The organism is Bradyrhizobium sp. Leo114 (genome assembly GCF_055229415.2).
This window is the reverse complement of the sequence record NZ_JBUYEN020000023.1, coordinates 41103-67941: the sequence shown is the minus strand read 5'-3', so window position 1 is coordinate 67941 and position 26839 is coordinate 41103. Positions and strand designations below refer to the sequence as shown.

At 64.5% G+C, this 26839-nt stretch carries 22 protein-coding genes; 6 read left to right on the top strand and 16 right to left on the bottom strand.

Annotated features, from left to right (window positions below):
• Positions 1 to 56 precede the first annotated feature (56 nt).
• The 3 genes from ACZIRK_RS26185 to groL form a co-directional block, all read right to left on the bottom strand.
• On the bottom strand, positions 57 to 554 hold the full coding sequence (locus ACZIRK_RS26185) for an Hsp20/alpha crystallin family protein (RefSeq protein WP_130225349.1): 498 nt from the start codon (positions 552 to 554) through the stop codon (positions 57 to 59).
• A gap of 79 nt (positions 555 to 633) precedes the next feature.
• The gene (locus ACZIRK_RS26180) at positions 634 to 1086 is read right to left on the bottom strand and encodes an Hsp20 family protein (protein ID WP_130225350.1); all 453 of its coding nucleotides are present in this window, start codon (positions 1084 to 1086) and stop codon (positions 634 to 636) included.
• 234 nt (positions 1087 to 1320) lie between these two features.
• The gene (gene groL / locus ACZIRK_RS26175) at positions 1321 to 2943 is read right to left on the bottom strand and encodes a chaperonin GroEL (RefSeq protein WP_028166259.1); all 1623 of its coding nucleotides are present in this window, start codon (positions 2941 to 2943) and stop codon (positions 1321 to 1323) included.
• Between the two features lie 289 nt (positions 2944 to 3232).
• Between groL and glgX the strand changes: the two genes are divergently transcribed.
• On the top strand, positions 3233 to 5467 hold the full coding sequence (gene glgX, locus ACZIRK_RS26170; RefSeq protein ID WP_130225351.1) for a glycogen debranching protein GlgX: 2235 nt from the start codon (positions 3233 to 3235) through the stop codon (positions 5465 to 5467).
• 140 nt (positions 5468 to 5607) lie between these two features.
• Here glgX and ACZIRK_RS26165 read toward each other — a convergent pair whose 3' ends face one another.
• From ACZIRK_RS26165 to ACZIRK_RS26110, 12 genes are all read right to left on the bottom strand, one after another.
• A complete protein-coding gene (locus ACZIRK_RS26165) occupies positions 5608 to 6111 on the bottom strand; it encodes an RNA pyrophosphohydrolase (RefSeq protein WP_130225352.1) in 504 nt (167 codons plus the stop codon).
• A gap of 2 nt (positions 6112 to 6113) precedes the next feature.
• On the bottom strand, positions 6114 to 6617 hold the full coding sequence (locus ACZIRK_RS26160; RefSeq protein WP_130225353.1) for an RNA pyrophosphohydrolase: 504 nt from the start codon (positions 6615 to 6617) through the stop codon (positions 6114 to 6116).
• Between the two features lie 193 nt (positions 6618 to 6810).
• Positions 6811 to 8007: a divergent polysaccharide deacetylase family protein gene (locus tag ACZIRK_RS26155; protein ID WP_130225354.1), complete on the bottom strand. Its 1197-nt coding sequence runs from the start codon at positions 8005 to 8007 to the stop codon at positions 6811 to 6813.
• A 257-nt stretch (positions 8008 to 8264) separates the two neighbouring features.
• Entirely contained in the window at positions 8265 to 9629 is a 1365-nt protein-coding gene (locus ACZIRK_RS26150; RefSeq protein ID WP_028166264.1) for a S41 family peptidase, read from the bottom strand.
• Complete coding sequence (locus tag ACZIRK_RS26145) at positions 9626 to 11002, bottom strand: murein hydrolase activator EnvC family protein (protein ID WP_463328380.1); 1377 nt, start codon at positions 11000 to 11002, stop codon at positions 9626 to 9628. Before ACZIRK_RS26145 ends, ACZIRK_RS26150 begins: the two co-directional genes overlap by 4 nt.
• Positions 11003 to 11031: 29 nt before the next feature.
• Complete coding sequence (gene rlmH, locus ACZIRK_RS26140; RefSeq protein WP_130225355.1) at positions 11032 to 11514, bottom strand: 23S rRNA (pseudouridine(1915)-N(3))-methyltransferase RlmH; 483 nt, start codon at positions 11512 to 11514, stop codon at positions 11032 to 11034.
• Positions 11515 to 11562: 48 nt separating this feature from the next.
• The gene (gene rsfS, locus ACZIRK_RS26135; protein WP_028166267.1) at positions 11563 to 11913 is read right to left on the bottom strand and encodes a ribosome silencing factor; all 351 of its coding nucleotides are present in this window, start codon (positions 11911 to 11913) and stop codon (positions 11563 to 11565) included.
• A 226-nt stretch (positions 11914 to 12139) separates the two neighbouring features.
• Positions 12140 to 12781, bottom strand: a complete 642-nt coding sequence (locus ACZIRK_RS26130; protein ID WP_130225356.1) for a nicotinate-nucleotide adenylyltransferase — start codon at positions 12779 to 12781, stop codon at positions 12140 to 12142.
• 19 nt (positions 12782 to 12800) lie between these two features.
• A complete protein-coding gene (locus ACZIRK_RS26125; RefSeq protein WP_130225357.1) occupies positions 12801 to 14093 on the bottom strand; it encodes a glutamate-5-semialdehyde dehydrogenase in 1293 nt (430 codons plus the stop codon).
• Between the two features lie 138 nt (positions 14094 to 14231).
• The gene (gene proB, locus ACZIRK_RS26120; protein ID WP_130225358.1) at positions 14232 to 15374 is read right to left on the bottom strand and encodes a glutamate 5-kinase; all 1143 of its coding nucleotides are present in this window, start codon (positions 15372 to 15374) and stop codon (positions 14232 to 14234) included.
• Between the two features lie 80 nt (positions 15375 to 15454).
• The gene (obgE, locus tag ACZIRK_RS26115) at positions 15455 to 16510 is read right to left on the bottom strand and encodes a GTPase ObgE (RefSeq protein ID WP_028166271.1); all 1056 of its coding nucleotides are present in this window, start codon (positions 16508 to 16510) and stop codon (positions 15455 to 15457) included.
• Between the two features lie 222 nt (positions 16511 to 16732).
• The gene (locus ACZIRK_RS26110) at positions 16733 to 19537 is read right to left on the bottom strand and encodes a [protein-PII] uridylyltransferase (RefSeq protein WP_130225359.1); all 2805 of its coding nucleotides are present in this window, start codon (positions 19535 to 19537) and stop codon (positions 16733 to 16735) included.
• Positions 19538 to 19741: 204 nt separating this feature from the next.
• Between ACZIRK_RS26110 and ACZIRK_RS26105 the strand changes: the two genes are divergently transcribed.
• The 5 genes from ACZIRK_RS26105 (at position 19742) to ACZIRK_RS26085 (ending at position 24023) form a co-directional block, all read left to right on the top strand.
• On the top strand, positions 19742 to 20716 hold the full coding sequence (locus ACZIRK_RS26105) for an aliphatic sulfonate ABC transporter substrate-binding protein (RefSeq protein WP_130225360.1): 975 nt from the start codon (positions 19742 to 19744) through the stop codon (positions 20714 to 20716).
• A 100-nt stretch (positions 20717 to 20816) separates the two neighbouring features.
• The gene (locus ACZIRK_RS26100) at positions 20817 to 21659 is read left to right on the top strand and encodes an ABC transporter permease (RefSeq protein ID WP_130225388.1); all 843 of its coding nucleotides are present in this window, start codon (positions 20817 to 20819) and stop codon (positions 21657 to 21659) included.
• Positions 21659 to 22444 carry an ABC transporter ATP-binding protein gene (locus ACZIRK_RS26095; protein ID WP_463328371.1) on the top strand — a complete coding sequence of 262 codons (786 nt, stop codon included), beginning with the start codon at positions 21659 to 21661 and terminating at the stop codon, positions 22442 to 22444. The genes ACZIRK_RS26100 and ACZIRK_RS26095 overlap by 1 nt, the downstream gene beginning before the upstream one ends.
• A 53-nt stretch (positions 22445 to 22497) precedes the next feature.
• Positions 22498 to 23007, top strand: coding sequence for an OsmC family protein (locus ACZIRK_RS26090; RefSeq protein ID WP_130225362.1), 510 nt, complete (start codon positions 22498 to 22500; stop codon positions 23005 to 23007).
• Positions 23008 to 23222: 215 nt separating this feature from the next.
• Complete coding sequence (locus ACZIRK_RS26085; RefSeq protein WP_130225363.1) at positions 23223 to 24023, top strand: hypothetical protein; 801 nt, start codon at positions 23223 to 23225, stop codon at positions 24021 to 24023.
• An 85-nt stretch (positions 24024 to 24108) separates the two neighbouring features.
• On the opposite strand, the gene mutS is transcribed toward ACZIRK_RS26085, so the two are convergent.
• A complete protein-coding gene (gene mutS / locus ACZIRK_RS26080) occupies positions 24109 to 26838 on the bottom strand; it encodes a DNA mismatch repair protein MutS (protein WP_463328370.1) in 2730 nt (909 codons plus the stop codon).
• Position 26839 lies beyond the last annotated feature (1 nt).

Here is a 26839-nt window from a genome sequence, read left to right as displayed (position 1 = left end):
CTTTCCAAGGACACCGTTTGAGTTGAAAGGCGGCGCCGGACGCGCCGCCTTTCATGTTATTGCTTGCCGATCGGGATGCGTTTGACGCTCTCGCGCGCTTCCTCCGATTTCGGCAGCGTGATCGTCAATACGCCGTCGCGGAAGGAAGCCTGCGCCTTGTCTTCGGCAACACCATCAAGGGCGATCCGCCGCTCGAACGCGCCGTAGTAGCGTTCGGAGAAGTACTTTCCGTTGTCCGTCCGCTCGGCTTTCTTCTCGCCCCGGAGCGTCAGCACGCCATTGGCGATCTCGACCTGAACGTCCTTCTCCGTCATGCCCGGAAGCTCTGCGGAGACGGTAAGCTCCTTGTCGGTTTCGCTGAGCTCGATCTTCGGCCAACCGAAGCGGCCTTCCAACAGCGGGCTGCTGATGGGACCGAAGGAGCCGAAACCGCGGAACACGTCGTCGAACAGCCGGTTCATCTCGCGGTGAAGCGTGATGAAAGGATCGAAATTCTCGCGCGTCGGCGCAAGCTCCTGGTTCTTCGACCAGGGAATGAGATCACGAAAAGCCATCTTATCCTCCTTGTCTCAGCTACGATCTCCCGCGCGGGCGGCTTGGCCCACGCGTGGCCTCGTCAAGCATCAGGCAAAGTCAGGCCGCCTGCTTCTGCTCGATTGCTTGGGAGCCCGTACCCGCGATCGGGATGCGTCGCGGCTTCATCGATTCCGGCACCTCGCGGACGAGATCGACGATCAAGAGGCCATCCTTGATGGAGGCCTGCCTAACCTGCACATGGTCAGCGAGGCTGAATACCCGCCGGAACGGTCGCGCGGCGATGCCCTGGTAGAGATAATCGCGCGCCGGTCCCTCAGGTTTCCTGCCTTCGATCGTGAGCATGTCCTGCTCGGCGGTGACGGTGATGTCATTCACGCCAAAGCCGGCAACTGCCAGCGAGATCCGATAGCTGTCCTCGCCGGACCGCTCGATATTGTAAGGGGGATAGTTGTCGTCGGCGGACTGCCGTAGGCTCGCATCGAGCAAATCCGCAAGATGGTCAAAGCCGACTGTGGAGCGCCACAGGGGCGAGAAGTCAAAGGTCCTCATAACCAAGTCCTCCTCAGAGCAAGATGGATACGAAGGAGCGTCGGACACTGTCCGCCGCCCAGTTCGCCGGACCCAAGCTGGCATCCGGCACCACCTTTCTTGGCGGCAAAATCGAATTAGAAAACCGGCGCGAACTTTCAAGAGGGGTGTCCGAAATTTTCCGGCCACTCAGGAAAGTTCGCCAATCGCGTAAGGCGACCGGCGGCATTATCCGCGGGCCGCCCTTGTTGTCGATCAGAAGTCCATCGGCGGCGGGGTGGGCGTCTGCTCGGACTTCTTCGGCTTGTCGGCGACCAATGCTTCCGTCGTGATCAGGAGCGAGGCAACGGATGCCGCGTCCTGCAATGCGGTGCGAACCACCTTCGCCGGATCGATCACGCCGGCGCGCACCAGGTCCTCGTACTCGCCGGTCGCGGCATTGAAGCCCCAATTGTAGTCGCCGCGCTCCAGGAGCTTGCCGACCACCAGTGAACCGTCCTCGCCGGCATTCTCGACGATCTGGCGCGCCGGTATCTGCAAGGCACGACGGACGATATCGACGCCCGCCTTCTGGTCGGCATTGGCGGTCTTGATCTTGTCCAGCGCCTTCAAGGCACGCAGCAGCGCCACGCCGCCGCCGGGAAGGATGCCTTCCTCGACGGCTGCGCGGGTGGCGTGCAGCGCGTCCTCGACCCGGTCCTTGCGCTCCTTCACCTCGATTTCGGTCGCGCCGCCGACCCGGATCACGGCGACGCCGCCGGCGAGCTTGGCGAGCCGCTCCTGAAGCTTCTCGCGATCATAGTCAGAAGTGGTTTCGTCGATCTGCGTCCTGATCTGGGCAGTGCGTGCCTCGATGTCCTTCTTGGCGCCGGCGCCATCGACGATGGTCGTGCTCTCCTTCTCGATCACGACCTTCTTGGCACGGCCGAGCATGTTCAGCGTGACATTCTCGAGCTTGATGCCGAGATCTTCGGAGATCGCGGTGCCGCCGGTGAGGATGGCGATATCCTCGAGCATCGCCTTGCGGCGATCGCCGAAACCCGGCGCCTTCACCGCGGCGACCTTCAGGCCGCCGCGCAGCTTGTTGACGACGAGCGTCGCCAGCGCCTCGCCCTCGATGTCCTCCGCGACGATGAGCAGCGGCTTGCCGGACTGCACCACCGCTTCCAGCAGCGGCAACATCGACTGCAGCGTGGTCAGCTTCTTCTCATTGGTCAGGACATAGGGCTCTTCGAGCTCGACCTTCATCTTCTCCGCATTGGTGACGAAATAGGGCGAGACATAGCCGCGGTCGAACTGCATGCCCTCGACCACTTCCAGCTCGGTGTTGAGACTCTTCGCCTCCTCGACCGTGATCACGCCTTCATTGCCGACCTTTTGCATGGCATCGGCAAGGAAGCGGCCGATCTCGGCATCTCCGTTGGCGGAGATGGTGCCGACCTGGGCGATCTCATCATTGGAGGTGATCTTCCTGGCATGGGTCTTGAGGTCAGCGACGATCGCTTCGACCGCGAGGTCGATGCCGCGCTTCAGGTCCATAGGATTCATGCCAGCGGCGACCGATTTGGCGCCCTCCCTGACGATTGCCTGTGCGAGCACAGTGGCGGTGGTTGTGCCGTCACCCGCGATGTCGCTGGTTTTGGACGCGACTTCCCGCACCATCTGTGCGCCCATGTTCTCGAACTTGTCCTCGAGCTCGATCTCCTTGGCGACGGTGACGCCATCCTTGGTGATGCGCGGTGCTCCAAAGGATTTTTCCAGCACGACGTTGCGGCCCTTCGGTCCGAGCGTCACCCTGACCGCATTCGCCAGCAGATCTACACCACGCAACATGCGCTCGCGGGCTTCGGTTGAGAACTTCACGTCTTTCGCGGCCATGACGTTTTCTCCTCTCCCCTTGATGGATCAACTGCGTTCTCTCGTCCTTGTCTGAGCATCGATATTTTCGGGAAAGCGGTATCCGCTTTTCCGGATCGTACTCTAAGCGGCCTTCCGCGCGGCCTCGGCCGTCCGGCCTGGGCCGAGAGGGTTGCTCTGCTCCATGATGTCACAGGACCAGGAGGCCGGGAACCCGTTCCGGCGGCGGAGATCGGGTGAGCCGGGCCGCCCGACCAGAGGAACGATGGTGAGGTGCAGGCGTTTATGTCACCGAAGGGCAGGCCTTCTGATGGATAGATCAGCCGCAGGTCGTGAGCTCGCGCAGGCAGCCCAGTTGCTGCGGCGCTCCGCTGTTCGCGAAGGCAGGCCGTTTCCCCTGGGCGCCACCTGGGACGGCCTGGGTGTCAACTTCGCGCTGTTTTCAGCGCATGCCACCAAGGTGGAGCTATGCCTGTTCGATGACGCCGGCCAAACCGAGGTCGAGCGGATCGAGCTTCCCGAATATACCGACGAAGTCTGGCACGGCTATCTGCCGACCGCGCGGCCAGGATTGGTCTATGGCTATCGCGTCCATGGTCCCTATGAACCCGATGCCGGCCATCGCTTCAATCCGAACAAGCTGGTGATCGACCCTTACGCCCGGCAATTGGTCGGGCAGTTGCAATGGGGTCCCGAACTGTTCGGCTACAAGATCGGCGATGCCGACAAGGACAAATCGTTTGATGACCGCGACAATATCCATCTGGTGCAGAAGTGCCGGGTGATCGATCCCGCTTTCACCTGGGGACGTGACCGCAAGCCCGCGACGCCGTGGGAGCGCACCATCATCTACGAGATGCATGTGAAGGGCTTCACCAAGCTGCATCCATTGGTGCCGGAAGCCGATCGCGGCACGTTCGCGGGCCTCGCCTGCCCGAACGTATCGGCGTATCTGCGCTCGCTCGGCGTCACCAGCGCGGAGCTGTTGCCGATTCATGCTTTCGTCGACGACAGCTATCTGGTCGACAGAGGCCTGCGCAATTATTGGGGCTACAACTCGCTCGCTTTCTTCGCTCCGGATCCGCGCTACCTGCGGACTGGCTTGGCGACCGAGTTCAAGGAGATGGTCAACCAGTTCCATGCCCACGGCATCGAGGTGATCCTCGACGTGGTCTATAACCACACCGCCGAAGGCAACGAACTCGGACCGACGCTGTCCTTCAAGGGCATTGATAACGCGAACTATTATCGGCTGCTGCCCGATCAGAAGCGCTACTACATCAACGATACCGGCACCGGGAACACCATCAATCTATCGCACCAGCGCGTGCTGCAGATGGTCGCCGACTCTCTTCGCTACTGGGCAACGGAGATGCGCGTCGACGGCTTTCGTTTCGATCTTGCCACCATTCTCGCGCGCGAACCCTACGGCTTCGATGAAGGCGGCAGCTTCCTCGATGCCTGTCGGCAGGACCCGGTGCTCTCCAGCGTCAAGCTGATCGCGGAGCCATGGGACATCGGCCCCGGCGGCTACCAGGTCGGCCAGTTCGCGCCGGGCTGGGCGGAATGGAACGACAAATTCCGCGATACGGCGCGACGCTTCTGGAAAGGGGACGCCGGGCAGGTCGCTGATTTCGTCAAGCGCACTACCGGGTCGGGAGACCTGTTCAACAAGCGCGGCCGCAAACCGTGGGCGAGCGTCAACTTCGTCACCGCCCATGACGGCTTCACCCTCAACGATCTCGTCTCCTACAACGACAAGCACAACGAGGCCAATGGCGAGAAAAACCAGGACGGCCATTCCAACAATCACTCGTGGAATCACGGCGTCGAAGGTCCAACATCGGATGCGGAGATTGTCGCGTTACGCGAGCGGCAGAAGCGCAATTTCCTTGCCACGATGGTCCTGTCGCACGGCACGCCGATGCTGCTCGCCGGCGACGAATTCGGTCACAGCCAGAAGGGCAACAACAACGCCTATGCGCAGGACAACGAGACCACCTGGCTCGATTGGATGAAGATATCGCCTGAAGGACGTGCCTTGCGCGAATTCACGCGAAAGCTGATCGCGATGCGCAAGGCGTTTCCGATCCTTTATCGGAGCCGTTTCCTGATCGGCACGCATAATGAGGAGCTCGACGTCAAGGACGTGACCTGGCTTGCCCCGTCGGGCGAAGAAATGACCGTCGAGCAGTGGCAGGACGGCAATGTGCGCTGCTTCGGGATGCTGCTTGATGGTCGCGCCCAGGAAACCGGAATCAAACGTCGCGGATCGGACGCGACCCTGCTGTTGATCTACAACGCCCATTATGACGTCGTGAACTTTACGCTGCCGGAAGTTCCGGAAGGACAGCACTGGCAGGGGTTGATCGACACCAACCAGCCGGAGGGGCAACTGCCAAGCTTTCCGTTCGGCCACGTCTACGCCGTGACCGGACGCTCCATGCTGGCGTTCGGTCTTGCGAGCGAAGACAGCGCCGTGCGCCGCTTGCGGCATGGCATCGGCAGCATCCTTGATGTCGCCGAGTTCCCGCTATCCGAGTAATGCGTTCACCTAGCGCATGATCCGGAAAAGTGTGAAGCGGTTTTCCGAAAAGATCATGCTCAAACAATAACCTAAAGCGCGATAATGATTCATCCTCATCTCATCGCGCTTTAGACGAGGTGAGGTTCTGCAATCCGGTCTCAGCGCGCTTGCGCAAAGGCGGCAAAGCTGCGGGCGACATGCCGGTACACTTCGCGGCGGAACGGCACGACGAGATCCGGGACGCGGTCGAGCCGCTCCCAGCGCCAGGCGTCGAATTCGGCCGGTTGTCCGTTGCGCGGTGTCAGCGGGTCGATTTCCTCGTCGCGCCCGGTGAATCGCAGCGCGAACCATTTTTGCCGCTGTCCGTGGAATTTGCCGAGACGATGCGGCGGTCCATTGTAGGGCGGGAATTCATAAGTGACCCAATCGGTCTCGCCGAGATAGTCGGCGGAAACGGCGCCCGTCTCCTCCCAGAGTTCACGCATCACCGTCTGGCGCGGTTCCTCGCCAGCATCGATGCCGCCCTGCGGCATCTGCCATTCAAGCCCGGGAAGGATGATTTCCGGACCATCGTCCCTGAATCTGTGGCCGATCAGCACGTGGCCGGACGTGTTGAACAGCGCGATCCCGACATTGGGGCGGTATAGTTTTTCCTCGGACATTCCTATCGGCCCGCGAGCCTGGAAAACTCCTGCACGACGCGCTCATACACCGGCCGCTTGAACGGCACGATCAATTCGGGGAGATTCTTCATCGGCTCCCAGCGCCAGTTCGAGAACTCGGCCTTGTGGCCGCCGCCGGGATTTTCCACGTCGATCTCATTGTCCTTGCCGGTGAAGCGAACCGCGAACCATTTCTGGCGCTGGCCGCGGTAGCGGCCCTTCCAGGCGCGCCCTGCGACCGTGCGCGGAATATCGTAGATCAGCCAGTCCTCGACCTCACCGAGTTTCTCGACCGATCGGACGCTGGTCTCCTCGTAGAGCTCGCGCTTGGCGGCTTCCCAGACGTCTTCACCGGGATCCACGCCGCCTTGCGGCATCTGCCAGATGTGGGTGTCGTCGACATGCTCAATGCCGCCGGCGCGGCGTCCGATAAAGACCAGCCCGTCTCGGTTGAGCAGCATCACGCCGACGCAGGTCCGGTAGGGCAGTTCCTCGTAACGCGTCATTCGATCAGGACTCCCAGAGCGTGATCCGGAACCAGTCGGAAATCGTTTCTCCCTCGCGACAAACGTAAAGCGTTCGCGTGGGAAGATCACGCTCCAACAAAAAGACGAGACCATGACCCGATTCACCTGGCGGATCATGATCTGGAAGACGGGCGGGTCCGGAAGTCCGAAGTCGCGCCATCAGGTTGAAGTTCTAGCCCGATTTTGATTTCAGCATCGCGGTTGTCAATGGCACAAGCAGTATACCGCGCGCCTCCAGCGTCTTGGTCCAGGCTGCGAGGCGCTCGATCGAAATCGGCAGCGCCGAGGCCACGCCGACCGCGACGCCGCGTTCCTTGGCGAGCGTCTCGAGCTTGACCAGCACGCGGTCGATCTCCACCGACGTCGGAACCGCATCGATGGTGAAATCGGCCTTGGCAAAGGGCAGCGCCTGGCCGGCGGCGAGCGAGGCCGCGACGCTGCGTGGCGTGGCGCCGTCGTCGAAATAGCTCAAGCCGCGCTTGGCTGCTTCACGCATGATCGGCTGCATCACCGGATCGGTCGCCACGAAACGGGCGCCCATGAAATTGGCGATGCCGGCATAGCCCTGGATGCGGCTGAAGTGCCAATAAAGCCGGTCGAGATTCTGTTCCGCGTTCAGGGTCGTCAGCAGCGTTTGGGGGCCCGGGTCATTGTCCGGGTAGTCGAACGGCTCCATCGGGACCTGCAGCAGGATCTCGTGGCGCTGCGCACGCGCCCGTTCGGCAAGCTTGGTCGGGTCGGCGCCATAGGGCGTGAAGGCTAGCGTCACCGCCGGCGGCAGTTTCATGATGGCGTCGGTGGTTTTGGCGGCGCCGACGCCGAGCCCGCCGACCACGATCGCCACCACGGGTGTTTTTGCCGCCTTGGCGCGGTCGGCATCGGCCGCATAGACCGTAAACGGCCTCAAGCCGTCGGCGACCACAGGGATCATGCCATAGCGCGATTTTTCCAGGAGGCGCTGGTCTACGCCGGCCATCGGCCCTGGCGCGGCGTCGGACTCGGCCTTGTCGGCGGCATCGCCGCTGACGACGACGTCATGCCGCGCGCCGCTCGAGCCGTCGATGATGGTGACCGTCTTGCTCTCGCCGGCAGCCTGCCTGGGCGGCGATTTCGCCATGGGCTCGGCGGCAGGGCCGGCCGCTGCGGGTTTTTCCTCCGCCATCGGCGCCTTGCGCAAGGCGATATGGGCGATCGGCTCGCCGCCGAGCGGATCATCGTTGAACAAGGCGATGCCGGCGAAAGTGACCAGGATCAGGCCGAGCATCACCGCCAGCACCTGCGTGGCCGTGAACGGCACCTGGAACCGGCGTTTTTTGGCCACGGTTTCCTGTCCGAGCGGTGCGCTCAGTTCGTCGGCCGCCTCTGCCATGAACCCCCCGAATCAGATGTGCCGACGATAGCACAGCCGCTTCAAGGGGAAGGCTGGACCCCGTAGCCCGGGGTGAAGCCAACGGGTCGCGCGAACGCGCGCCCGATGACAGGCTCCGCGCAACCCGGGGGGCTGTATCCGTGTCTACGAGCGGTCCCGGGTTACGCTGGCGCTTCACGCGGGCTACGGGACTACGGGCTCCCAAATAAAAAGGGCGGCCGAAAGGGCCGCCCTTGGTCTGAATTCGCGATGGCCGATCAGTTCGCGGCCTTGCTGCCTGGCTTGTTGTCGACCGCAGCCTTGTCACCGCCGGGCGGCGGCGCCGAGCTTGCGGTGGACTTGATGCCATGCAGGAGGTCGTCGGCCAGCTTGAGTGCCTTGTCGTCCTTGGCGTCCGGCGGCACGTAGGACTGCGAGCCGGTCTTCTCGTCGCCGTCGGATTTCAGATGGCCGCGCAGCGAGGCCTCACCCTTGGTGTCGGTGCGGGCCTTCAGTTCATCCGGCACATCCTGCAGCACCTCGATATCCGGCACGATGCCCTTGGCCTGGATCGATTTGCCTGACGGCGTGTAGTAGCGCGCGGTGGTCAGCCGCAACGCGCCGTTGCCGCTGCCGAGCGGGATGATGGTCTGGACCGAACCCTTGCCGAAGGAGCGGGTGCCGACCAGCGTCGCCCGCTTGTGGTCCTGCAACGCGCCGGCGACGATTTCCGAGGCCGAGGCCGAGCCGCCGTTGATCAGCACGATGACCGGCTTGCCCTTGGTCAGGTCGCCCGCATGGGCGGCGCGGCGCTGGGTTTCCTCGGCATTGCGGCCGCGGGTCGAGACGATCTCGCCGCGCTCCAGGAAGGCGTCGGAGACCGTCACGGCTTCCTCCAGCAGACCGCCGGGATTGTTGCGGAGATCGATGATGTAGCCCTTCAACTTGTCGCCGATCTGGTTAGAGAGATTGGCGATCTCCTTCTTCAGGCCCTCGGTGGTCTGCTCGTTGAAGGTGGTGATGCGGATATAGGCGATGTCGTCGGCCTCGACGCGGGCGCGCACCGAGCGGACGCGGATGTTGTCACGCACCAGCGTGACCTCGATCGGATTGTCCTGGCCCTTGCGGACGATCTTCAGCCGGATCTTGGTGTTCACCGGCCCGCGCATCTTCTCGACGGCCTGGTTGAGGGTCAGACCCTGCACGGCTTCGTCGTCGAGGGTGGTGATGATGTCGTTGGCCATGATGCCGGCCTTCGACGCGGGGGTATCGTCGATCGGGGAGACGACCTTGATCAGCCCGTCTTCCATCGTGACCTCGATGCCGAGGCCGCCGAACTCGCCGCGCGTCTGCACCTGCATGTCGCGGAAGCTCTTGGCGTCCATGTAGCTCGAGTGCGGATCGAGCCCGGCCAGCATGCCGCTGATGGCGGATTCCACGAGCTTGCTGTCATCGGGCTTCTCGACATAGTCGCTGCGCACGCGCTCGAACACGTCGCCGAACAGATTGAGCTGGCGGTAGGTATCCGAGGTCGCGGCGCGCGCGCTTGATCCCATCAGCACGGCGCGCGGTTGGGTAACGAACAGCGTCAACGCTGCACCGCATGCGGCGCTGAGGAGAACTACAGAAGTCTTGCGCATCATCCGCGAACCTTTTCGCCTTCATTTGCGGCCCACCATGGGCCTGGATCGATTGGAGTGCCGTCCTTACGGAACTCGACGTAGAGCACGGGTTGGCTCGCGTTTGTAGCGAAAATAGAGGCAACCTGGGACGTAGACCCCATGGTCGCGACCGGCTCCCCCGTAAGTACAAACTGGCCGATGTTTACCGAAATACGCTCCATCCCGGCGATCAAAACATGATACCCGCCCCCGGCGTTGAGGATCAAGAGTTGACCGTAGCTTCGGAAGGGTCCGGCATAGACGACCCAGCCGTCACACGGGGTTGTGACCTGGGCACCGGGCAGCGCTGCCAAAGAAATGCCTTTTTGCACGCCGCCAGCACCGTCAGACCCGCCAAAATCACGAATCCTGGTACCGTTAACAGGGTAGGCGAACAGGCCCTTGGCCGAGGCAAAGGCGACCGCCGGCCTCAGCCGCGCCGAATCCTTCAAAGCGCCCAGATTTGGCTTGCCGTTCGGGGCGGCGGGCGTGCCCTGGAGGTTGGCGGTGGCGGCCGCTTTCGCGGCGCTCTTCAGATCCTGTTCCATCTTGGCGATCAGGCCCTGCAGGTCGTCGACCTGCTTGGACAGGGCGATGGCCCGCGCGCCTTCCGCTGCCATGTCCTTTTCGATCGCGCTCTGCTGGCGTTGCCGCTCCTCGACCAGCGCCGCGAGCCGGACCTGGTCTTCCCTGAGCTTGTCGCGGTCGCGCGCCATTGCATCGCGCTCGCTGGCGATGGTTTTGCGCAGCGCAACCAGCTCGCCGAGGTCGGCGGTCAGCTTTTCCGCGCGCCCCCGCAATTCAGGCACGACCGCACCGAGCAGCATCGCGGTCCGCAGCGACTGCAGTGCGTCTTCTGGCCGCACCAGGAGCGCCGGCGGCGTGCGCCGGCCGGCACGTTGCAGCGCCGCCAGCACCTCGATGATCTCGGCGCGGCGAGAATCGAGCGAGGCGCGGATCTCCTGCTCGCGGCCGTCGAGCGGGCGCAGCCGCGCCTCCGCATCGACGATCCGGCCTTCGACGCCGCGCACTTGGCCCGCAATGTCGATGATCTGCTGGTTGAGCTTGCTGCGGTCCTGACCGATCGCGGCAATGTCGGCCTTCAATTTCTCCTGCAGCTCGGTGGCTTTTCGTTGCTGTTCGCGGGCGGCCTCAAGCTCCTGCTCCCGCTGCTTGATGATATCGGGCGAAGGCGCGGTTGCCGCGGTCTGTTGCTGTTGCGGCGGTGTTTGCGCGATCGCGGCTGTGGCAAGGGTTGCCGACAGCAACACGACCGGAAGGGGAAGCCAGGATGCCGGATACCGGCCGCGGTGCGCGGCGTCGGGATAACGGTGAAGGTCGCGCAGCGACGGCATCGGATTGTTCAGCGCTTTCTCTTGACGGTTCACGCGCGATGATAGGGGTGGCCGGCCAAAATGGTCGCCGCCCGATAAATCTGTTCCAGAAGCATGACCCGGACCATCTGGTGCGGCCAAGTCGCCGCGCCGAATGCGACGCGCAGCTTGGCCTTGCGCTGCAAATCAGGCGAAAGTCCGTCGGCGCCGCCGATGACGAAAATAGTGTTGGCGACCGATTGGTCCCGCCAGCGCCCGAGATACCCGGCAAAAGCCGCGCTGTCGACGTTCTCGCCGCGCTCATCCAGCGCCACGAGCAGGTGTTTTTCCGGGATCAGCGCCGAGATCGCCGCCGCTTCCTCGGCCATCCTTGTGGCGGCGTCGCGCGCACGGCTTTCCGAAATTTCATGAACGTCCAGGCCGCGGAAGCCGAGCTTGCGACCGATATCGTCGAAGCGCTCGCGATAGCGCTCCGCCAGTTCCCGCTCCGGGCCCTGCTTCAATCGGCCGATCGCGATGACAACTAACCGCATTAACGCATGTTAGCATGCGCATCGGCCGATTTGCATCGGCTCAGAGATCTAGACCGCCGCGACCGGGCTTTGCGTCCACAACCGCTCGAGATTGTAGAACTCGCGCACCTCGGGCCTGAACACGTGCACGATCACATCGCCGGAATCGATCAGCACCCAGTCGCAATTGGGCAAGCCTTCGACATGGATTTTGCTGATGCCGTTTTCCTTCAGGGCTTTCGTGACGTTCTCCGCGATCGCACCGACGTGCCGGTTGGCCCGGCCCGAGGTGATGACCATGTAGTCGGAGTATGCTGATTTGCCGCGAAGGTCGATGGTGACCGTTTCTTCCGCCTTCATATCGTCGAGGCGGGAGAGGATCATATTCAGGGTCTTGTCGGCGTCGCCTTGCGCCTTCAAGGCCGCTGTCGGGGTCGATGTTTTACGCGCAGGTTTTGCTGCCTTGTTGGCTGCCTTGGGTAAAACAGACTTGGACAATACAGGTGTGGCCAGGGACCATTCCTTTCACTGTATCGCGAACGCCGAATCTCGGTGCCCGCCGCCTATACTACGCATGTGGGGTTAAGGGTTTCAATATTCCAGTAAGCCCCACGCCACTTGCCGCATGATCCACCTCGATCATGCGCTAGACCGTCCTCCAGCTCCCATCAGGGTTCCGAAGGCCGGTCGAAGACAGATTGGATTTCATGCCAGTGAGAAAGACCCAGGCCGGCGCCCGCTGATCCGCCAGCCGGGGCGCCTGATTCTCGGGCAGACGATAGCGGGCGAGCGCCTGTGCGGCGGGCGCGGCGAGCGCGCGGAAACTTTGTGGCGGACGGTCGATCACGGCGATCGGCACATCGGAGGCGATGCGCCGCCAGTCTTTCCAACGGTGGAACTGCGCGAGGTTATCGGCGCCCATGATCCAGACAAAATGCACGCCGGAGACGCGGCGCCGCAAATGGATGATCGTGTCTACAGTGTAGCGCGTGCCGATGACAGCTTCGAGACAGCTCACATCGATACGAGGATCGTCGGCCACTTTCAGTGCGGCTGCAGCGCGCTCGGCGAGCGCATGCAGGCCGTCGTGACTCTTGAGCGGGTTGCCGGGCGTGAGCAGCCACCAGACGCGGTCGAGCTGCAGCCGCTTGAGCGCGAACTGGCTGATCGCGCGATGCGCTGCATGCGGCGGATTGAAGGAGCCGCCAAGCAGGCCGATGCGCATTCCGTTGGTGTAGAACGGAAGCGCCCGCGCGACCGATGGCGACGCGATCTGGGCTGGCTTCAATGGGATCACAAGTTTGGCTTCACGGCCGTGTCTGTCCGGTGCCGTGGATGCGATACTTGAAGCTCGTCAGTTGCTCGGCGCCGACCGGCCCGCGGGCGTGGAATTTGCCGGTGGCTATCCCGATCTCCGCGCCGAAGCCGAACTCGCCGCCGTCGGCGAACTGGGTCGAGGCGTTGTGCAGCACGATCGCGGAGTCGACCTCATTGAGGAATTTCTCCGCAACAGCCTTATCATCCGTCACGACGGCATCGGTATGCCGCGAGCCGTGCTGGTGGATATGCGCGATCGCTTCATCGACGCCGTCGACGATTCGAGCCGCGATGATCGCGTCCTCATATTCGGTGTCCCAGTCTTCCTCGGCTGCCGGCTTCACGCGGGCATCGACGCGTTGCACCGTCTCGTCACCGCGCACTTCGCAGCCGGCATCGATCAGCATCTCGACCAGCGGCTTCAGGCTGGCGGAGGCGCCGGCGCGGTCGACCAGAAGCGTCTCGGCCGCGCCGCAGACGCCGGGACGCCGCATCTTGGCGTTCAGCACGATCGACTTCGCCATATCGAGATTGGCGGAGCGGTCGACATAGACGTGGTTGACGCCCTCCAGATGGGCGAACACCGGCACGCGCGCTTCGGCTTCCACCCGCGCGACCAGGCTCTTGCCGCCGCGCGGCACGATCACATCGACGCCGCCGTTCAACCCGGTGAGCAATAGCCCAACCGCGGCGCGATCGCGGGTCGGCACTAGCGTGATCGCGGCTTCCGGCAGACCCGCCTCGCGCAGGCCCTGCGCCAGGCACTCATGGATCGCGCGGCAGGAGCGGAAACTGTCGGAGCCGCCGCGCAGGATCACGGCGTTGCCGGATTTCAGGCACAGCACGCCGGCATCGGCCGCGACATTGGGGCGGCTTTCGAAGATTACGGCGATAACGCCGAGCGGCACGCGGACACGTTCGATGGTCATGCCGTTAGGCCGCTGCCAGCTCTCGGTGACGGCGCCGACCGGATCGGGAATGTTGCGCACGGTGGCGACGCCATCGGCCATCGCCTCGATGCGCGCCTGCGTCAGCGTCAAGCGGTCGACGAATGCCGAGGTCGCACCGCTCGCGCGCGTCTCGGCGACATCCTCGGCATTGGCGGCAAGGATGGTCGGTGCATTCTCGCGGATGGCACGCTCGATCGCGGCAAGGGCCCTGTTCTTCTGCTCGGGCGGCGCGAGCGCCAGCACGCGCGCAGCGGCACGCGCTTGTGTCGCGAGTTCGTTCATGAGGGTCGGCAGATCGGCGTTACCGTCGATCGCCTTCAGCGGCGCAGTCATGGAGTGTCCCAGCGTTCTGTTAAGACCATGGTCTAGCACGGAAATCGGGGCCTTGGCGAGGCGAGGAACCGGCATGGCAGGTCGAACCGGGTCGGTTTCACCAACCGCCGGGAAGCCCGCAGGAGCTCGGCCAATGGCCTATTTGGCCGCAATAACCCCTGCAGGGCCGACCACCAGATCGTCGCGGTGGATCATCTCCGCCCGGCCGCTGATGCCCAGGATGGCCATCACGTCGGGGGAGGAGCGCCCCTTGATCTTGTCGGCCTCCTCTGCGTCGTAGGCGACGAGGCCGCGGCCGATCTCATGGGTATCGGGGCCACGGACGATCACCGCGTCGCCGCGGGCGAACTGGCCGTCGATCCGGATCACGCCGGCCGGCAACAGGCTCTTTCCGGCGCGTAGCGCGGCCACCGCGCCGGCGTCGATGGTCAGCGTGCCCTTCGGTTCCAGCGAGCCGGCGATCCAGCGTTTACGCGCTGTGATCGGGTTGGCCGGCGTCAGGAACCAGGTGCAGCGCCCGCCGTCCGCGATCGCCTGCAACGGATGCTCGATCTTGCCGGAGGCGATCAGCATGTGCGTGCCGCCGGTGGTCGCGATCTTGGCCGCTTCGATCTTGGTGCGCATGCCGCCGCGCGACAGCTCGGATCCAGCCTCGCCCGCCATCGCCTCTATCTCCGCGCTGATGCTTTCGACCACCGGGATCAGTTTTGCGTTGGGGTTGCCGGCCGGCGGAGCGTCATAGAGGCCGTCGATGTCGGACAGCAGGACGAGGAGATCGGCGCTCGCCATCGTAGCGACGCGGGCGGCGAGGCGGTCATTGTCGCCATAGCGGATCTCGTTGGTGGCGACCGTGTCGTTCTCGTTGATCACGGGCACCGCGCGCCATTCCAGGAGCTTGGCGATCGTCGAGCGCGCATTCAGATAGCGGCGGCGCTCCTCGGTATCCTGCAGTGTGACCAGGATCTGCCCGGCACGAATCCCGTGATCGCCAAGCACTTCCGACCAGATCCGTGCCAGCGCGATCTGCCCGACGGCGGCTGCACCCTGGCTCTCCTCGAGCTTGAGGGGCCCGCGCGGCAGTTTCAACTGGCTACGTCCGAGCGCGATCGAACCGGAGGAGACGACCAACACCTCCCGGCCTTCCCGGTGCAGCTTGGCGATGTCGGCGGCGAGCGCAGACAGCCACGACGACTTGACCTCGCCCGCCTCGGAATCGATCAGGAGCGATGAGCCGACCTTGACGACGATACGGCGAAAGCGATTGAGCGCGGGGCGTTTCATGGGTTCGGTCGGAGTAGAGCAGCGGAGGGATGCGCACCACCCCTTACTTTGAAAGCGGCGCTCGGGAAAGAGCGTTGGAATCAGCCCTGCGGCGTCGGTTGCGCCCAGGGTTCGGCATCAGTGCCGCCTTTGGCCTTGGCCGACACCGGCGCCTCGCCGATCACCTCGACCAGCGCCTTCAACGCGTCCGGAATGCCCTCGCCGGTGGCGGCGGAGACCAGCAGCGGCGTTTTCTTGGCCGCCCGTTTCAGCCGGTCCTTCTGCTTCTTCAATTCGTCCGGCGCGACCGCGTCGATCTTGTTCAGCGCGACGATCTCGATCTTCTCGGCGAGATGGCCCTCATAGGCCTCGAGTTCGGTACGTACCGTCTTGTAGGCCTTGCCGGCATGCTCGCAGGTGGCGTCGATCAGGTGCAACAGCACGCGGCAGCGCTCGACATGGCCCAAGAAGCGGTCGCCGAGGCCAGCGCCTTCATGCGCGCCCTCGATCAGCCCGGGGATGTCGGCGAGCACGAATTCGCGGCCCTGCGCGCTGACGACGCCGAGCTGCGGGTGCAGCGTGGTGAAGGGATAGTCCGCGATCTTCGGCTTGGCGGCGCTGACCACGGACAGGAAGGTCGATTTGCCGGCGTTCGGCAGTCCGACCAGGCCCGCATCGGCGATCAGTTTCAGGCGGAGCCAGATCCAGCGTTCCTCGCCGGGCAGGCCGGGATTGGCATTGCGGGGGGCGCGGTTGGTGGACGACTTGAAATGCGCGTTGCCGAAACCGCCATTGCCCCCCTCGGCCAGCACGAATTTCTCGCCGAGCTTGGTGAAATCGTAGATCAGCGTCTCGCGGTCCTCGTCGAACACCTGGGTTCCGACCGGCACCTTCAGCACGATCGGCTTGCCATTGGCGCCATGGCGGTCCTTGCCCATGCCATTGGTGCCCTTTTGCGCCTTGAAATGCTGCTGGTAGCGGTAGTCGATCAGCGTGTTCAGCCCGTCGACCGCCTCGATGATGACGTCGCCGCCGCGCCCGCCATTGCCCCCGGAGGGCCCGCCGAACTCGATGAATTTCTCGCGCCGGAACGCGACGCAGCCGTTGCCGCCGTCGCCGGAGCGAATATAGACCTTTGCTTCATCGAGGAATTTCATGAGCCTACCATAGCGTTTTCGAGCGAAGCATGCCCTCGGACTTGATCCGAGGGTGGATACCGGTTCGCGCCAGAAAACGCGTCGAAACAAAAGGCTAGAGCCACGGTTTACCAAGGCTCTAGGTAAGGCAGCGGCGTTGAGGCGGCAACCCTGAAGCTGGCTGATCGGATAAAAGGCTTAACTGTCAGCCGGTTGCTGGTTCCGTAAAATCGCGGCGAAGGTTCAGGCCGCCGGCTGGGCCGCCGCGTTCTCGTCGGCCAGCAGGTGCAACAGCGCACTCTTGATCGCGGCCTGCCGGGTCGGCGCAGTGATCTGCGCGCCCAGGAGGTCGGTGACATAGAACACGTCGCGGGCGCGCTCGCCGAAGGTCGCGACATGGGCGGAGGCGATATTGAGGTTGAGCTTCGAGATCGCGGTGGTGAGCTGGTACAGCAGGCCGGGTCGGTCGAGGCCGGAAACCTCGATCACGGTGTAGCGGTCCGACCACTGGTTGTTGATCGTCACTTCGGGCTCGACGGTGAACGCCTTCACCTTGTTGCCGCTGCTGCGATGGACGGCGCGGCGTGCCATCGCCTCGGGCAGGCGCAATTTGCCTTCCAGCACGTCCTCGATCATCTCGCCGATCCGGGTGGCGCGGCGGCCTTCATCCTCGTCGCGGTCGTATTCGCGGGAGATCGCGATGGTGTCGAGCGCGCGGCCGTCGGTCGTGGTGTAGATCTGGGCGTCGACGATATTGGCGCCAGCGGAAGCGCAGGCACCGGCGATGATCGACAACAGCCAGGGATGGTCGGTTGCCCAGATCGTCAGTTCGGTGACGCCGCGCGCCTCGTCGAATCCGACATTGATCGCAAGCTTGTGCCCGGCCTGCTCGCTGGCGCGGATGAAGCGCGCCTGGCGGATCTTGCGCGGCAATTCGACCTTGAGCCAGTACGCCGGATAGTGCCGCTCGATATAGGCGTTGAGCTCCGCCTCCGGCCATTCGGTGAAGGCGGCCCGGAATTCGGCCTGCGCCACCGCGATGCGGCGGGCGCGGTTCACTTCCGAGAAGCCGCCGGTCAACACCGGCTCGGTCTCGTAATAGAGCGTGCGCAGGAGTTGCGCCTTCCAGCCGTTCCAGACGCCGGGGCCGACGCCGCGGATGTCGGCGGTGGTGAGGATCGTGAGCAGTTTCATCTGCTCGACCGATTGCACGACGGCGGCAAAATTCTCGATCGTCTTGCGGTCGGAGAGATCGCGCGACTGCGCGACCGTCGACATCGTCAGGTGGTCCTCGATCAGCCACGCGACGAGCTCGGTGTCGGCGTTGCTGAAGCCGAGCCGGGGGCATAGCCGTCGCGCCACCTTCGCGCCGGCGACCGAATGATCCTCGGGCCGGCCTTTGGCGATATCGTGCAAAAGGGTCGCGATATAGAGCACCGGGCGATGCTCGGGGCGGATCTTGCGGAACAGGTCGCTGGCGACAATGAACTCGTCATTGCCGCCGCGCTCGATCTCCTGCAGGAAGCCGATGCAGCGGATCAGATGCTCGTCCACCGTGTAGTGGTGGTACATGTTGAACTGCATCATCGACACGATCTTGCCGAAGGCGCGGATGAAGTGACCGAGCACGCCGGTCTCGTTCATTCGCCGCAGCACGATCTCGGCATTGTCTGACGTCAGGATTTCCATGAACAGCCGATTGGCTTCCGCGTCTTCGCGAAGCTGCGTGTTCACGAGCTTGAGCGAGCGCGTCACGGTGCGCATCGCGTCGGGATGGAAGGCGAGGTTGTTCTTCTGCGCCAGGCGGAAGATGCGGATCAGGTTGACCGGATCGTGCTTGAAGACGTCGGGCGCGGCCAGGTTGATGCGGTTGTTGTCGACGATGAAGTCGTCGCTCTCGGGCACGCGCCGCTTGGTGCTGCCGGGCCGCAGGCGCGCCACCATGCGGCTCAGCACCGGCGCCGGCTTCTTCTGCTCTTCCTCCAGCTTGGCGCACAGGATCGCGGTGAGGTCGCCGACATCCTTGGCGATCAGGAAGTAATGCTTCATGAAGCGCTCGACGTCCTGCATCCCGGGATGCGAGGTGTAGCCGAGCCTGACCGCGATCTCGCGCTGGACGTCGAACGACAGCCGCTCCTCGGCGCGGCCGGCGAAGAAATGGATGTTGCAGCGCACCGACCACAGGAAATCGGCGCAGCGGCGGAAGGTGCGGTATTCCTGCGCGTCGAACACGCCGCGTTCGAGCAATTCATCGGTCTCGCGCACGCGGTAGACGTATTTCGCGATCCAGAACAGCGTGTGCAGGTCGCGCAGGCCGCCCTTGCCGTCCTTGACATTGGGCTCGACCAGATAGCGCGACTGTCCGGCGCGGCGGTGCCGCTCCTCGCGCTCGGCCAGCTTGGCGGTGACGAATTCGGCAGCGGTGCCCTGCACGACGTCCTTGTCAAAGCGGTCGACCAGTTCGTCATAGAGCGGCCGGTCGCCGGTCAGGAACCGCGTTTCCAGGATCGCGGTGCGGATCGTCATGTCGCCGCGCGCCTGGCGGATCGATTCGTCGACCGAGCGCGTGGCGTGGCCGACCTTCAGTCCCATGTCCCACAGGCAATAAAGGATCGCTTCGGCGACCTGCTCGCCCCAGGCGGTCTGCTTGTAGGGCAGGATGAACAACAGATCGATGTCGGATTCCGGCGCCATCAGGCCGCGGCCGTAACCGCCGGTGGCGACGACTGCCATGCGCTCCTCGCCGGAGGGGATCGGCGAGTGATAGAGGTGCTTGGTCGCCGCCGCATAGAGGATGCGGATGATCTCGTCCTGCACGATGCAGAGCCGCTCCGCGCAGCGTCGGCCGTGGCGGTCCTTGAGCAGTACGGCCTGTGCCGTGGCGCGTGCCGCGATCAGTTCCGCCTTGAGCAGTTGCGCCATGGCCGAGCGGAATTGGTCCTCGCGTCCCGCGTGTTTCTCGGCGAGCGCGTCGACCGCGGCGGTGATCCGCGCGGTATCGAAACGGTCATCCACTTCCGAGCGGGGTTCGGCCACGACACTATCCATGGTCTATCCCGATAAAGGACGGCGCCTGTGCTGTCACGGGACATTGTGGCCCCGCGATCACTCTGTGCTGAATTCCAGTTGATTTGGGCAAATTCATTCTCGCGCTGCCGCCTTCAGGATCCGGATTTTCTCATTGACTTGCGGCCTAACTCATTGAGATGAAATGACGTTTTAACAAGATTTTCCAGTACCTGGAGGCTGAGGATGGTCCGGATTTCACGGCGCACTGTGGCTGCGATGATTTCAGGTTTGGCGCTTGCGCCCGCGGCAAGTTTTGCGGCGGAGCCGCTCAAGGAGATACGCATCGACTGGGCGACCTACAATCCGGTCTCGCTGGTCCTGAAGCAGAAAGGGCTCCTGGAAAAGGAGTTCGCCAAGGACGGCATCAGCATCGTCTGGGTGCAATCCGCCGGCTCCAACAAGGCGCTCGAATTCCTCAACGCGGGATCGATCGATTTGGGTTCGACGGCGGGCTCGGCCGCGCTGGTCGCCAAGATCAACGGCAACCCGATCAAGTCGATCTATGTCTATTCGCGTCCCGAATGGACCGCGCTGGTCACGGGCAAGGATTCTAAGATCGCCTCGGTCGCCGACCTCAAGGGCAAGCGCGTCGCGGTGACCCGCGGTACCGATCCGCACATCTTCCTGGTGCGGGCACTACTTGATGCCGGCCTCTCCGAAAAGGACATCACGCCGGTGCTGCTCCAGCACGCCGACGGCAAGACCGCGCTAATCCGCGGCGATGTCGACGCCTGGGCCGGCCTCGATCCGATGATGGCGCAGGCCGAAGTCGAGGACGGCGCAAAATTGTTCTTCCGCAAGGCGGACGCCAACACCTGGGGCATCCTTAATGTGCGCGAGCAGTTCCTGAAGGACCACCCGGACGTCGTGCGCCGCGTGCTCGCTACTTACGAAGAGGCCCGCAAATATTCGCTGGCGAATTACGACGAGCTGAAGAAGACCTTCATTGCCGTAACCAAGCTGCCGGAGGCCGTGGTCGACAAGCAGCTCAAGGAGCGCACCGAGTTGACCCACAGCCGGATCGGCGCCCCGCAGCGCGATTCGATCCTCGCCGCAGGGCTCGCGCTGCAGCAGGCCGGCGTGGTCGATGCCAAGGTCGACGTGAAGGCGGTGCTGAATTCGCTGATCGACGACCAAGTCCCTCTGCCGACGAATTGACGATCCGTAGCCCGGGTGGAGCGCAGCGAAACTCGGGCTACGAAGCCTCGACGAATACCCACCTTGCAATCTGGCGCGGGAAAGGGTTCTTGCCGTGGCGATGACCATTGAAGTGCCAGTGCTGGAACAACCCGACGCCGCCATGCCGCCTGCGGCGGTGCGGCTGTCGCGTTTTGTGCGGCCCGCGCTCGGGCTGCTGCTGCCAGCGGGTCTCGCCCTCGGCTGGGAGCTCGCGGTCTGGCTCGGCTATTCCAACGGCCGGCTGGTGCCGCCGCCGACGAAAGTCTTCGCCACGATCGTGGAACTGGCGAAAAGCGGTGAGCTGTCGCGGCACATCACCACGACACTCTCTCGCGTTGCCGCGGGCTTTGCGCTCGGCGTCGTCGCCGGCACGCTGCTCGGCGCCGTCTCCGGCTATTGGGGACTGGCGCGGCGGCTGCTCGATCCGACCGTGCAGGCGCTGCGGGCGATCCCCTCGATCGCCTGGGTGCCGCTGTTCATCCTCTGGCTCGGCATTTTCGAAACCTCGAAGGTCGCGCTGATCGCGGTCGGCGTGTTCTTCCCGGTCTATCTCGGCGTGATGGGCGCGATCCTCTCGGTCGATCGCAAGATCGTCGAGGTCGGCCGCATCTTCCGCCTCTCGGGCCCGGCGATGATCCGGCGCATCCTGTTGCCGGCGGTCTTGCCGGCTTACGTGGTGGCGCTCCGCGTCGGCCTTGGTCTGGGCTGGATGTTCGTGGTTGCCGCCGAGTTCATGGGCGCCTCCGAGGGGCTCGGCTATCTCCTGATCGACGGCCAGCAGCTCGGCAAGCCGGCGCAGATCGTCGCCGCGATCGTGATCTTCGCGATCCTCGGCAAGACTACCGACTGGCTGATCGAGCTCGCCACCGCGCCGCTCCTGCGCTGGCAGGACGCCTTCGGCCGCGAGCGCGGAGCCGCCTGATGCTCGCGCTCGACAAGGTCGGCAAGACCTATCCCAACGGGGTCCATGCATTGTCGCGCTTCTCTGCCGAGATCAAGCCGGGCGAAATCATCGCCATCATCGGCGGCTCCGGTTGCGGCAAGTCGACGCTGCTCCGCGCCATCGCCGGGCTCGATCGCGCCACGTCGGGCACGGTGACGCTCGATGGCGACACCATCACCGCGCCGCACGCCAAGATCGGCATCATCTTCCAGGAGCCGCGGCTGCTGCCATGGCTCAGCGTCGCCGACAATATCGGCTTTGGCCTGTCAGACCTGCCGGCCGATGCACGGCGTGAAAAGGTGGCGCGCGCGCTGGCCCGTGTCGGTCTCACTGACAAGGCCAATGCCTGGCCGCGCGAGCTTTCCGGCGGGCAGGCGCAGCGGGTGGCGATCGCGCGCGCTTTGGTGCCGCAGCCGGAGGTGCTGTTGCTCGACGAGCCGTTTTCCGCGCTCGACGCCTTCACCCGGCGCGACCTGCAGGATCATTTGCTCGACCTCTGGGCCGACACTCGCCCGACGCTGATCCTGGTGACGCATGACGTCGACGAGGCCGTGGTGCTGGCGGACCGCGTGCTGGTGATGCGGCCGCGGCCGGGCCGGCTGTTCGAGGAGATCGCGATCAACCTGGCGCGGCCGCGCGACCGAAGTTCGGCACATTTCGACAATTTCAAGCGCCGCGTGCTGACGGCGCTCGATCGTTCGCTCGACCGCAACGTGCCTGACAGCGAGGCGGCCGCGAATGCAGGCGAGGCGATGTGGTGGTGACAGCCGTGCGATAAGGCAGTACACCCGGAGGCAGAAAATCCGGGAGAACAACAATGGACGCCACCGAGCTCCGCGCGCTGCAAGCCCCGATCAAGGAACGCTACAAGGCCGACCCCGCCACCGCCGTCATCACGCTGAAAGCCAAAGGCTCGATCGAGAGCGAAGGCATCGCCTGCAAGGTCGAAACCGGCCGCGCCCTCGCGGTCGCGGGCCTCCATCCAGCGACCGGTGGCTCCGGGCTGGAACTCTGCTCCGGCGACATGCTGCTGGAAGCGCTGGTCGCTTGCGCCGGCGTGACCTTGAAATCAGTGGCGACGGCGATCGAAGTGCCGCTCAAGAGCGGCAACGTGTTCGCCGAGGGCGATCTCGATTTCCGCGGCACGCTCGGTGTCGACAAAGAGGCCCCGGTCGGCTTCGCCGAGATCCGCCTGCGCTTCGAGGTCGACACCGACGCGCCGCAGGACAAGCTCGACCTCCTCTTGAAGCTCACCGAGCGCTATTGCGTGGTCTACCAGACCATCAGGCACGGCCCGCAGGTCGCGGTCTCGTTGAAGCGGGTGTGATGTCGTTGCTCTTACCTCTCCCACAGGGAGAGGTCGCGCCCAACGGGTCGCGCCGAAGGCGCGCCCGATGACAGGCTCCGGCGCGGGTGAGGGGCTTCGCTTCCTTGAGGGACCTGAACCCCTCACCCGATTTGCTGCGCAAATCGACCTCTCCCTATGGGAGAGGTGAAAGCGGCCGTCGCTACGGCGATCCTGCAATAAATTCTTCGGCGCCGATGCCCCCCGAATTCATCTTCCTGCTGACGCTGCTATTGCGCATGGCGACTACCGCCGCCTTTGTCGTGACCGCCTCCATCATCACCGAGCGTTCGGGGCCAGTGATCGGCGCGCTGGTGGCAACGCTGCCGATCTCGGCGGGGCCATCCTATGTCTTCCTCGCGCTCGACCATGATGCGGCGTTCATCGCCGAGGGCGCGCTCGCCAGCCTGCCCATCAACGCGGCGACGATCTATCTTGGACTGACCTATGTCGTGCTGGCACAGCGCCATAGTGCGCTGCTCAGCACGGTCGCCGCCGTCGCGGTATGGCTCCTGCTCGCGTCCATCTTCCGCCAGTTTCACTGGACGCTTGCCGCCGGGCTGATCGTGAACGTCATCACCTTTGCGATCTGCGTGCCGCTGTTGCAGCGCTACCGCCATGTGAAGAAGATGCCGCTGATCACGCGCCGCTGGTACGACATCCCGCTGCGCGCCTCGCTGGTCGCCACATTGGTCGCGATCGTGGTGACGTCCTCAGGCTGGGTCGGCCCGCAGGTCAGCGGCATCATCGCCCTGTTTCCGGTGGTGTTCACCTCGATGATGCTGATCCTGCATCCGCGCATCGGCGGCCCGCCGACGGCCGCCGTGATCGCCAACGGCGCCTGGGGCCTGATGGGATTTGGGCTTGCGGTCGCGGTGCTCCACCTCGCCGCGCTGCAGTTCGGCTCGGCGATCGGCCTGAGTCTTGCGCTCGCCACCTGTGTGACCTGGAATCTCGGCCTGTGGTGGCATGGCCGGCGACGATTGCTTCGAACGTAGGGTGGGCAAAGCGTAGCGTGCCCACCTTTCTTGCACCGAACGTGGACGGTGGGCACGCTGCGCTTTGCCCACCCTACGGCAGTGTCTACTGCTTCGGCAGTTTCGCCTTCAGCGCGTAGAGCGCCTCCAGCGCCTCGCGCGGGGACATCTCGTCGGGGTGCAGCGCCTTCACGGCTTCCACCAACAGCTCCGCTTCGCTCGGCGGCGCGGCTTCGGCGGCGGCGCGGGAGGGGACAGCGAACAGCGGGAGGTCGTCGACCAAAGCGCGTGCGGTCTGGCCGCGGTCCTGCGCCTCCAGTTTCGCCAGCACGGACTTTGCGCGGCTGATCACGGCCGGCGGCAATCCTGCGAGCTTTGCCACCTGGATGCCGTAGGAGCGGTCAGCCGAGCCCGGCAGCACCTCATGCAGGAACACGACATTGCCCTGCCATTCCTTCACCCGCACCGTGGCGTTGAACAGCCGCGGCAGTCTTGCCGAGAGCGCGGTGAGCTCGTGATAATGCGTCGCGAACAGCGTACGGCAGCGGTTGTTCTCGTGCAGATGCTCGATCGCGGCCCAGGCGATCGACAGACCGTCGAAGGTGGCCGTGCCGCGGCCGATCTCATCCAGGATCACGAGCGAACGCTCGCTGGCCTGGTTGAGGATCGCCGCCGTCTCGACCATCTCGACCATGAAGGTCGAGCGTCCGCGCGCGAGATCATCAGCCGCGCCGACGCGGGAGAACAGGCGATCGATGATGCCGATCCGCGCTCGTGATGCCGGCACATAGCTGCCGATCTGGGCGAGCAGCGCGATCAGCGCATTCTGGCGCAGGAAGGTCGATTTGCCGGCCATGTTCGGACCGGTGAGCAGCCAGAGCTGTCCGGATTTCTGCGCCGGCCCTGGCGACAGGTCGCAGGCGTTGGCGATGAACGGCTGGCCGTCGCGCTTCAAGGCCTGCTCGACCACCGGATGGCGGCCGCCTTCGATCGCAAAGCCCAGGGAATGATCGACCTCGGGCCGCACATAATTCTCGTCGACCGCGAGCTTTGCCAGCGCGGTCGCGACATCGAGCAGTGCGAAGGCGAGCGCGGCGGCGCGCAGATCGTCGCTTGCGGCGAGTGCCATCGCGGAGAGCCGGTCGAAGATCTCGAGCTCGAGATTGAGCGAGCGGTCGCCGGCATTGGCGATCTTGGCTTCGATCTCGCCGAGTTCGGAGGTGGTGAAGCGGACCTGGCCGGCAAGCGTCTGGCGATGGATGAAGGTCGCGTTCAAGGGCGGCGTCATCAATTTGTCGCCGTGCTGCGCGGTCACCTCGACGAAATAGCCGAGCACGTTGTTATGGCGGATCTTGAGCGCCTTGACGCCGGTGTCCTCGGCGTAGCGCGCCTGCATCGAAGCGACGACGAGGCGCGAGGCGTCGCGCAGGTTGCGGCTCTCGTCCAGCGCCGCCTCATAGCCTTCGCGGACGAAACCGCCGTCGCGCTTGATCAGCGGCAATTGCTCGGCGAGCGCACGCTCGAACTCATGCGCCAAGTCCCGCGACGGACGGCGCAGCGCCTCCATCACGGCCACGATTTCCGCCGGCGGCTGGTCGAGCTGCGCCAGCCGCACCAAGGCCTGATCGGCGGCCAGGATGCCGTCGCGGAGCCCAGCGAGATCGCGCGGGCCGCCGCGGCCGACCGACAGCCGTGCCAACGCGCGCGACATGTCCGGCGCCGCGCGCAGCACGCTGCGGATATCCTCACGTGCCGCACTATCGGCGACGAAGGCCGAGATGGCATCGAGCCGCCGCGTGATCGCAGTGCTGTCGGTGAGCGGCGCCGCGAGCCGCTGTGCCAGCAGGCGTGAGCCGGCGGCGGTCACAGTGCAATCGATCGCATCGAGCAGCGAGCCGCGGCGTTCGCCGGCCAAGGTGCGTGTCAATTCGAGATTGGCGCGCGTCGCCGGGTCGATCGCCATGGTGTTGCCGACTGCCTCGCGCGCGGGTGGTGACAGCGGCGGGCGTTTGCCAACCTGCGTACGGTCGATATAGGTGACGGCGGCCGCGGCGGCCGTTGCTTCCAATCGCGACATCGCGGCGAGGCCGTCCATGGTCGCGACCGCGAAATAGTCGCACAGCCGCCGCTCGGCGGTGGCGCCGTCGAAGACGTCACGAGTAAGCGGCGTCACCGCCGGCAATTCGCGCAACACTGGCCCGAACTCGACGTCGCTGTAGAGCGCGTCGGTGACGATGGCTTCATTCGGATTGATGCGCGCCAGTGTCGCCGGAAGCTCGGCGATTGAGCACTCCGTCACCATGAATTCCGAGGTCGAGATATCGATCCAGGCCAGCCCGATGCGGTCGCCGCCGGACGAGCCGCGGGCGCGGGCGATCGCGAGCAGGTAATTGTTGGTGCGGGCATCGAGTAGCGTGTCCTCGGTCAGCGTGCCCGGCGTCACCAGCCGCACCACGTCGCGCTTCACCACGCTCTTGTTGCCGCGGGCGCGCGCCGTTGCCGGATCCTCGCTCTGCTCGCACACGGCGACGCGGTGGCCCGCCGCGATCAATCGGTGCAGGTAATCCTCGGCGCGTTCCACCGGCACCCCGCACATCGGGATGTCCATACCCTGATGCTTGCCGCGCTTGGTCAGGACAATGCCGAGTGTCTTTGAAGCGATCTCGGCGTCCTCGAAGAACAGTTCGTAGAAATCGCCCATTCGATAGAACAGGAGCAGGCCCTGATTGGCGGACTTGATTTCGAGGTACTGTTCCATCATCGGCGTGATGCGCGCGGGCGTTTCCGCACTCGGTGTCGCCTCGGATGGAACGGGAATGGGCTGCTGGACGGTCATG

Excerpts from the sequence above, each read along its gene's own strand:
- ACZIRK_RS26165 (WP_130225352.1), bottom strand. The coding sequence starts at position 6,111 with ATGTCCGAGGAAAAACTATACCGCCCCAATGTCGGGATCGCGCTGTTC.
- ACZIRK_RS26110 (WP_130225359.1), bottom strand. The coding sequence starts at position 19,537 with ATGGATAGTGTCGTGGCCGAACCCCGCTCGGAAGTGGATGACCGTTTC.
- ACZIRK_RS26090 (WP_130225362.1), top strand. The coding sequence starts at position 22,498 with ATGGACGCCACCGAGCTCCGCGCGCTGCAAGCCCCGATCAAGGAACGC.
- ACZIRK_RS26145 (WP_463328380.1), bottom strand. The coding sequence starts at position 11,002 with ATGCCGTCGCTGCGCGACCTTCACCGTTATCCCGACGCCGCGCACCGC.
- ACZIRK_RS26100 (WP_130225388.1), top strand. The coding sequence starts at position 20,817 with ATGACCATTGAAGTGCCAGTGCTGGAACAACCCGACGCCGCCATGCCG.
- ACZIRK_RS26150 (WP_028166264.1), bottom strand. The coding sequence starts at position 9,629 with ATGATGCGCAAGACTTCTGTAGTTCTCCTCAGCGCCGCATGCGGTGCA.
- mutS (WP_463328370.1), bottom strand. The coding sequence starts at position 26,838 with ATGACCGTCCAGCAGCCCATTCCCGTTCCATCCGAGGCGACACCGAGT.
- ACZIRK_RS26180 (WP_130225350.1), bottom strand. The coding sequence starts at position 1,086 with ATGAGGACCTTTGACTTCTCGCCCCTGTGGCGCTCCACAGTCGGCTTT.
- ACZIRK_RS26105 (WP_130225360.1), top strand. The coding sequence starts at position 19,742 with ATGGTCCGGATTTCACGGCGCACTGTGGCTGCGATGATTTCAGGTTTG.
- obgE (WP_028166271.1), bottom strand. The coding sequence starts at position 16,510 with ATGAAATTCCTCGATGAAGCAAAGGTCTATATTCGCTCCGGCGACGGC.
- ACZIRK_RS26155 (WP_130225354.1), bottom strand. The coding sequence starts at position 8,007 with ATGGCAGAGGCGGCCGACGAACTGAGCGCACCGCTCGGACAGGAAACC.
- proB (WP_130225358.1), bottom strand. The coding sequence starts at position 15,374 with ATGAAACGCCCCGCGCTCAATCGCTTTCGCCGTATCGTCGTCAAGGTC.
- ACZIRK_RS26185 (WP_130225349.1), bottom strand. The coding sequence starts at position 554 with ATGGCTTTTCGTGATCTCATTCCCTGGTCGAAGAACCAGGAGCTTGCG.
- ACZIRK_RS26160 (WP_130225353.1), bottom strand. The coding sequence starts at position 6,617 with ATGACGCGTTACGAGGAACTGCCCTACCGGACCTGCGTCGGCGTGATG.
- ACZIRK_RS26095 (WP_463328371.1), top strand. The coding sequence starts at position 21,659 with ATGCTCGCGCTCGACAAGGTCGGCAAGACCTATCCCAACGGGGTCCAT.
- glgX (WP_130225351.1), top strand. The coding sequence starts at position 3,233 with ATGGATAGATCAGCCGCAGGTCGTGAGCTCGCGCAGGCAGCCCAGTTG.
- groL (WP_028166259.1), bottom strand. The coding sequence starts at position 2,943 with ATGGCCGCGAAAGACGTGAAGTTCTCAACCGAAGCCCGCGAGCGCATG.
- ACZIRK_RS26085 (WP_130225363.1), top strand. The coding sequence starts at position 23,223 with ATGCCCCCCGAATTCATCTTCCTGCTGACGCTGCTATTGCGCATGGCG.
- rlmH (WP_130225355.1), bottom strand. The coding sequence starts at position 11,514 with ATGCGGTTAGTTGTCATCGCGATCGGCCGATTGAAGCAGGGCCCGGAG.
- ACZIRK_RS26125 (WP_130225357.1), bottom strand. The coding sequence starts at position 14,093 with ATGACTGCGCCGCTGAAGGCGATCGACGGTAACGCCGATCTGCCGACC.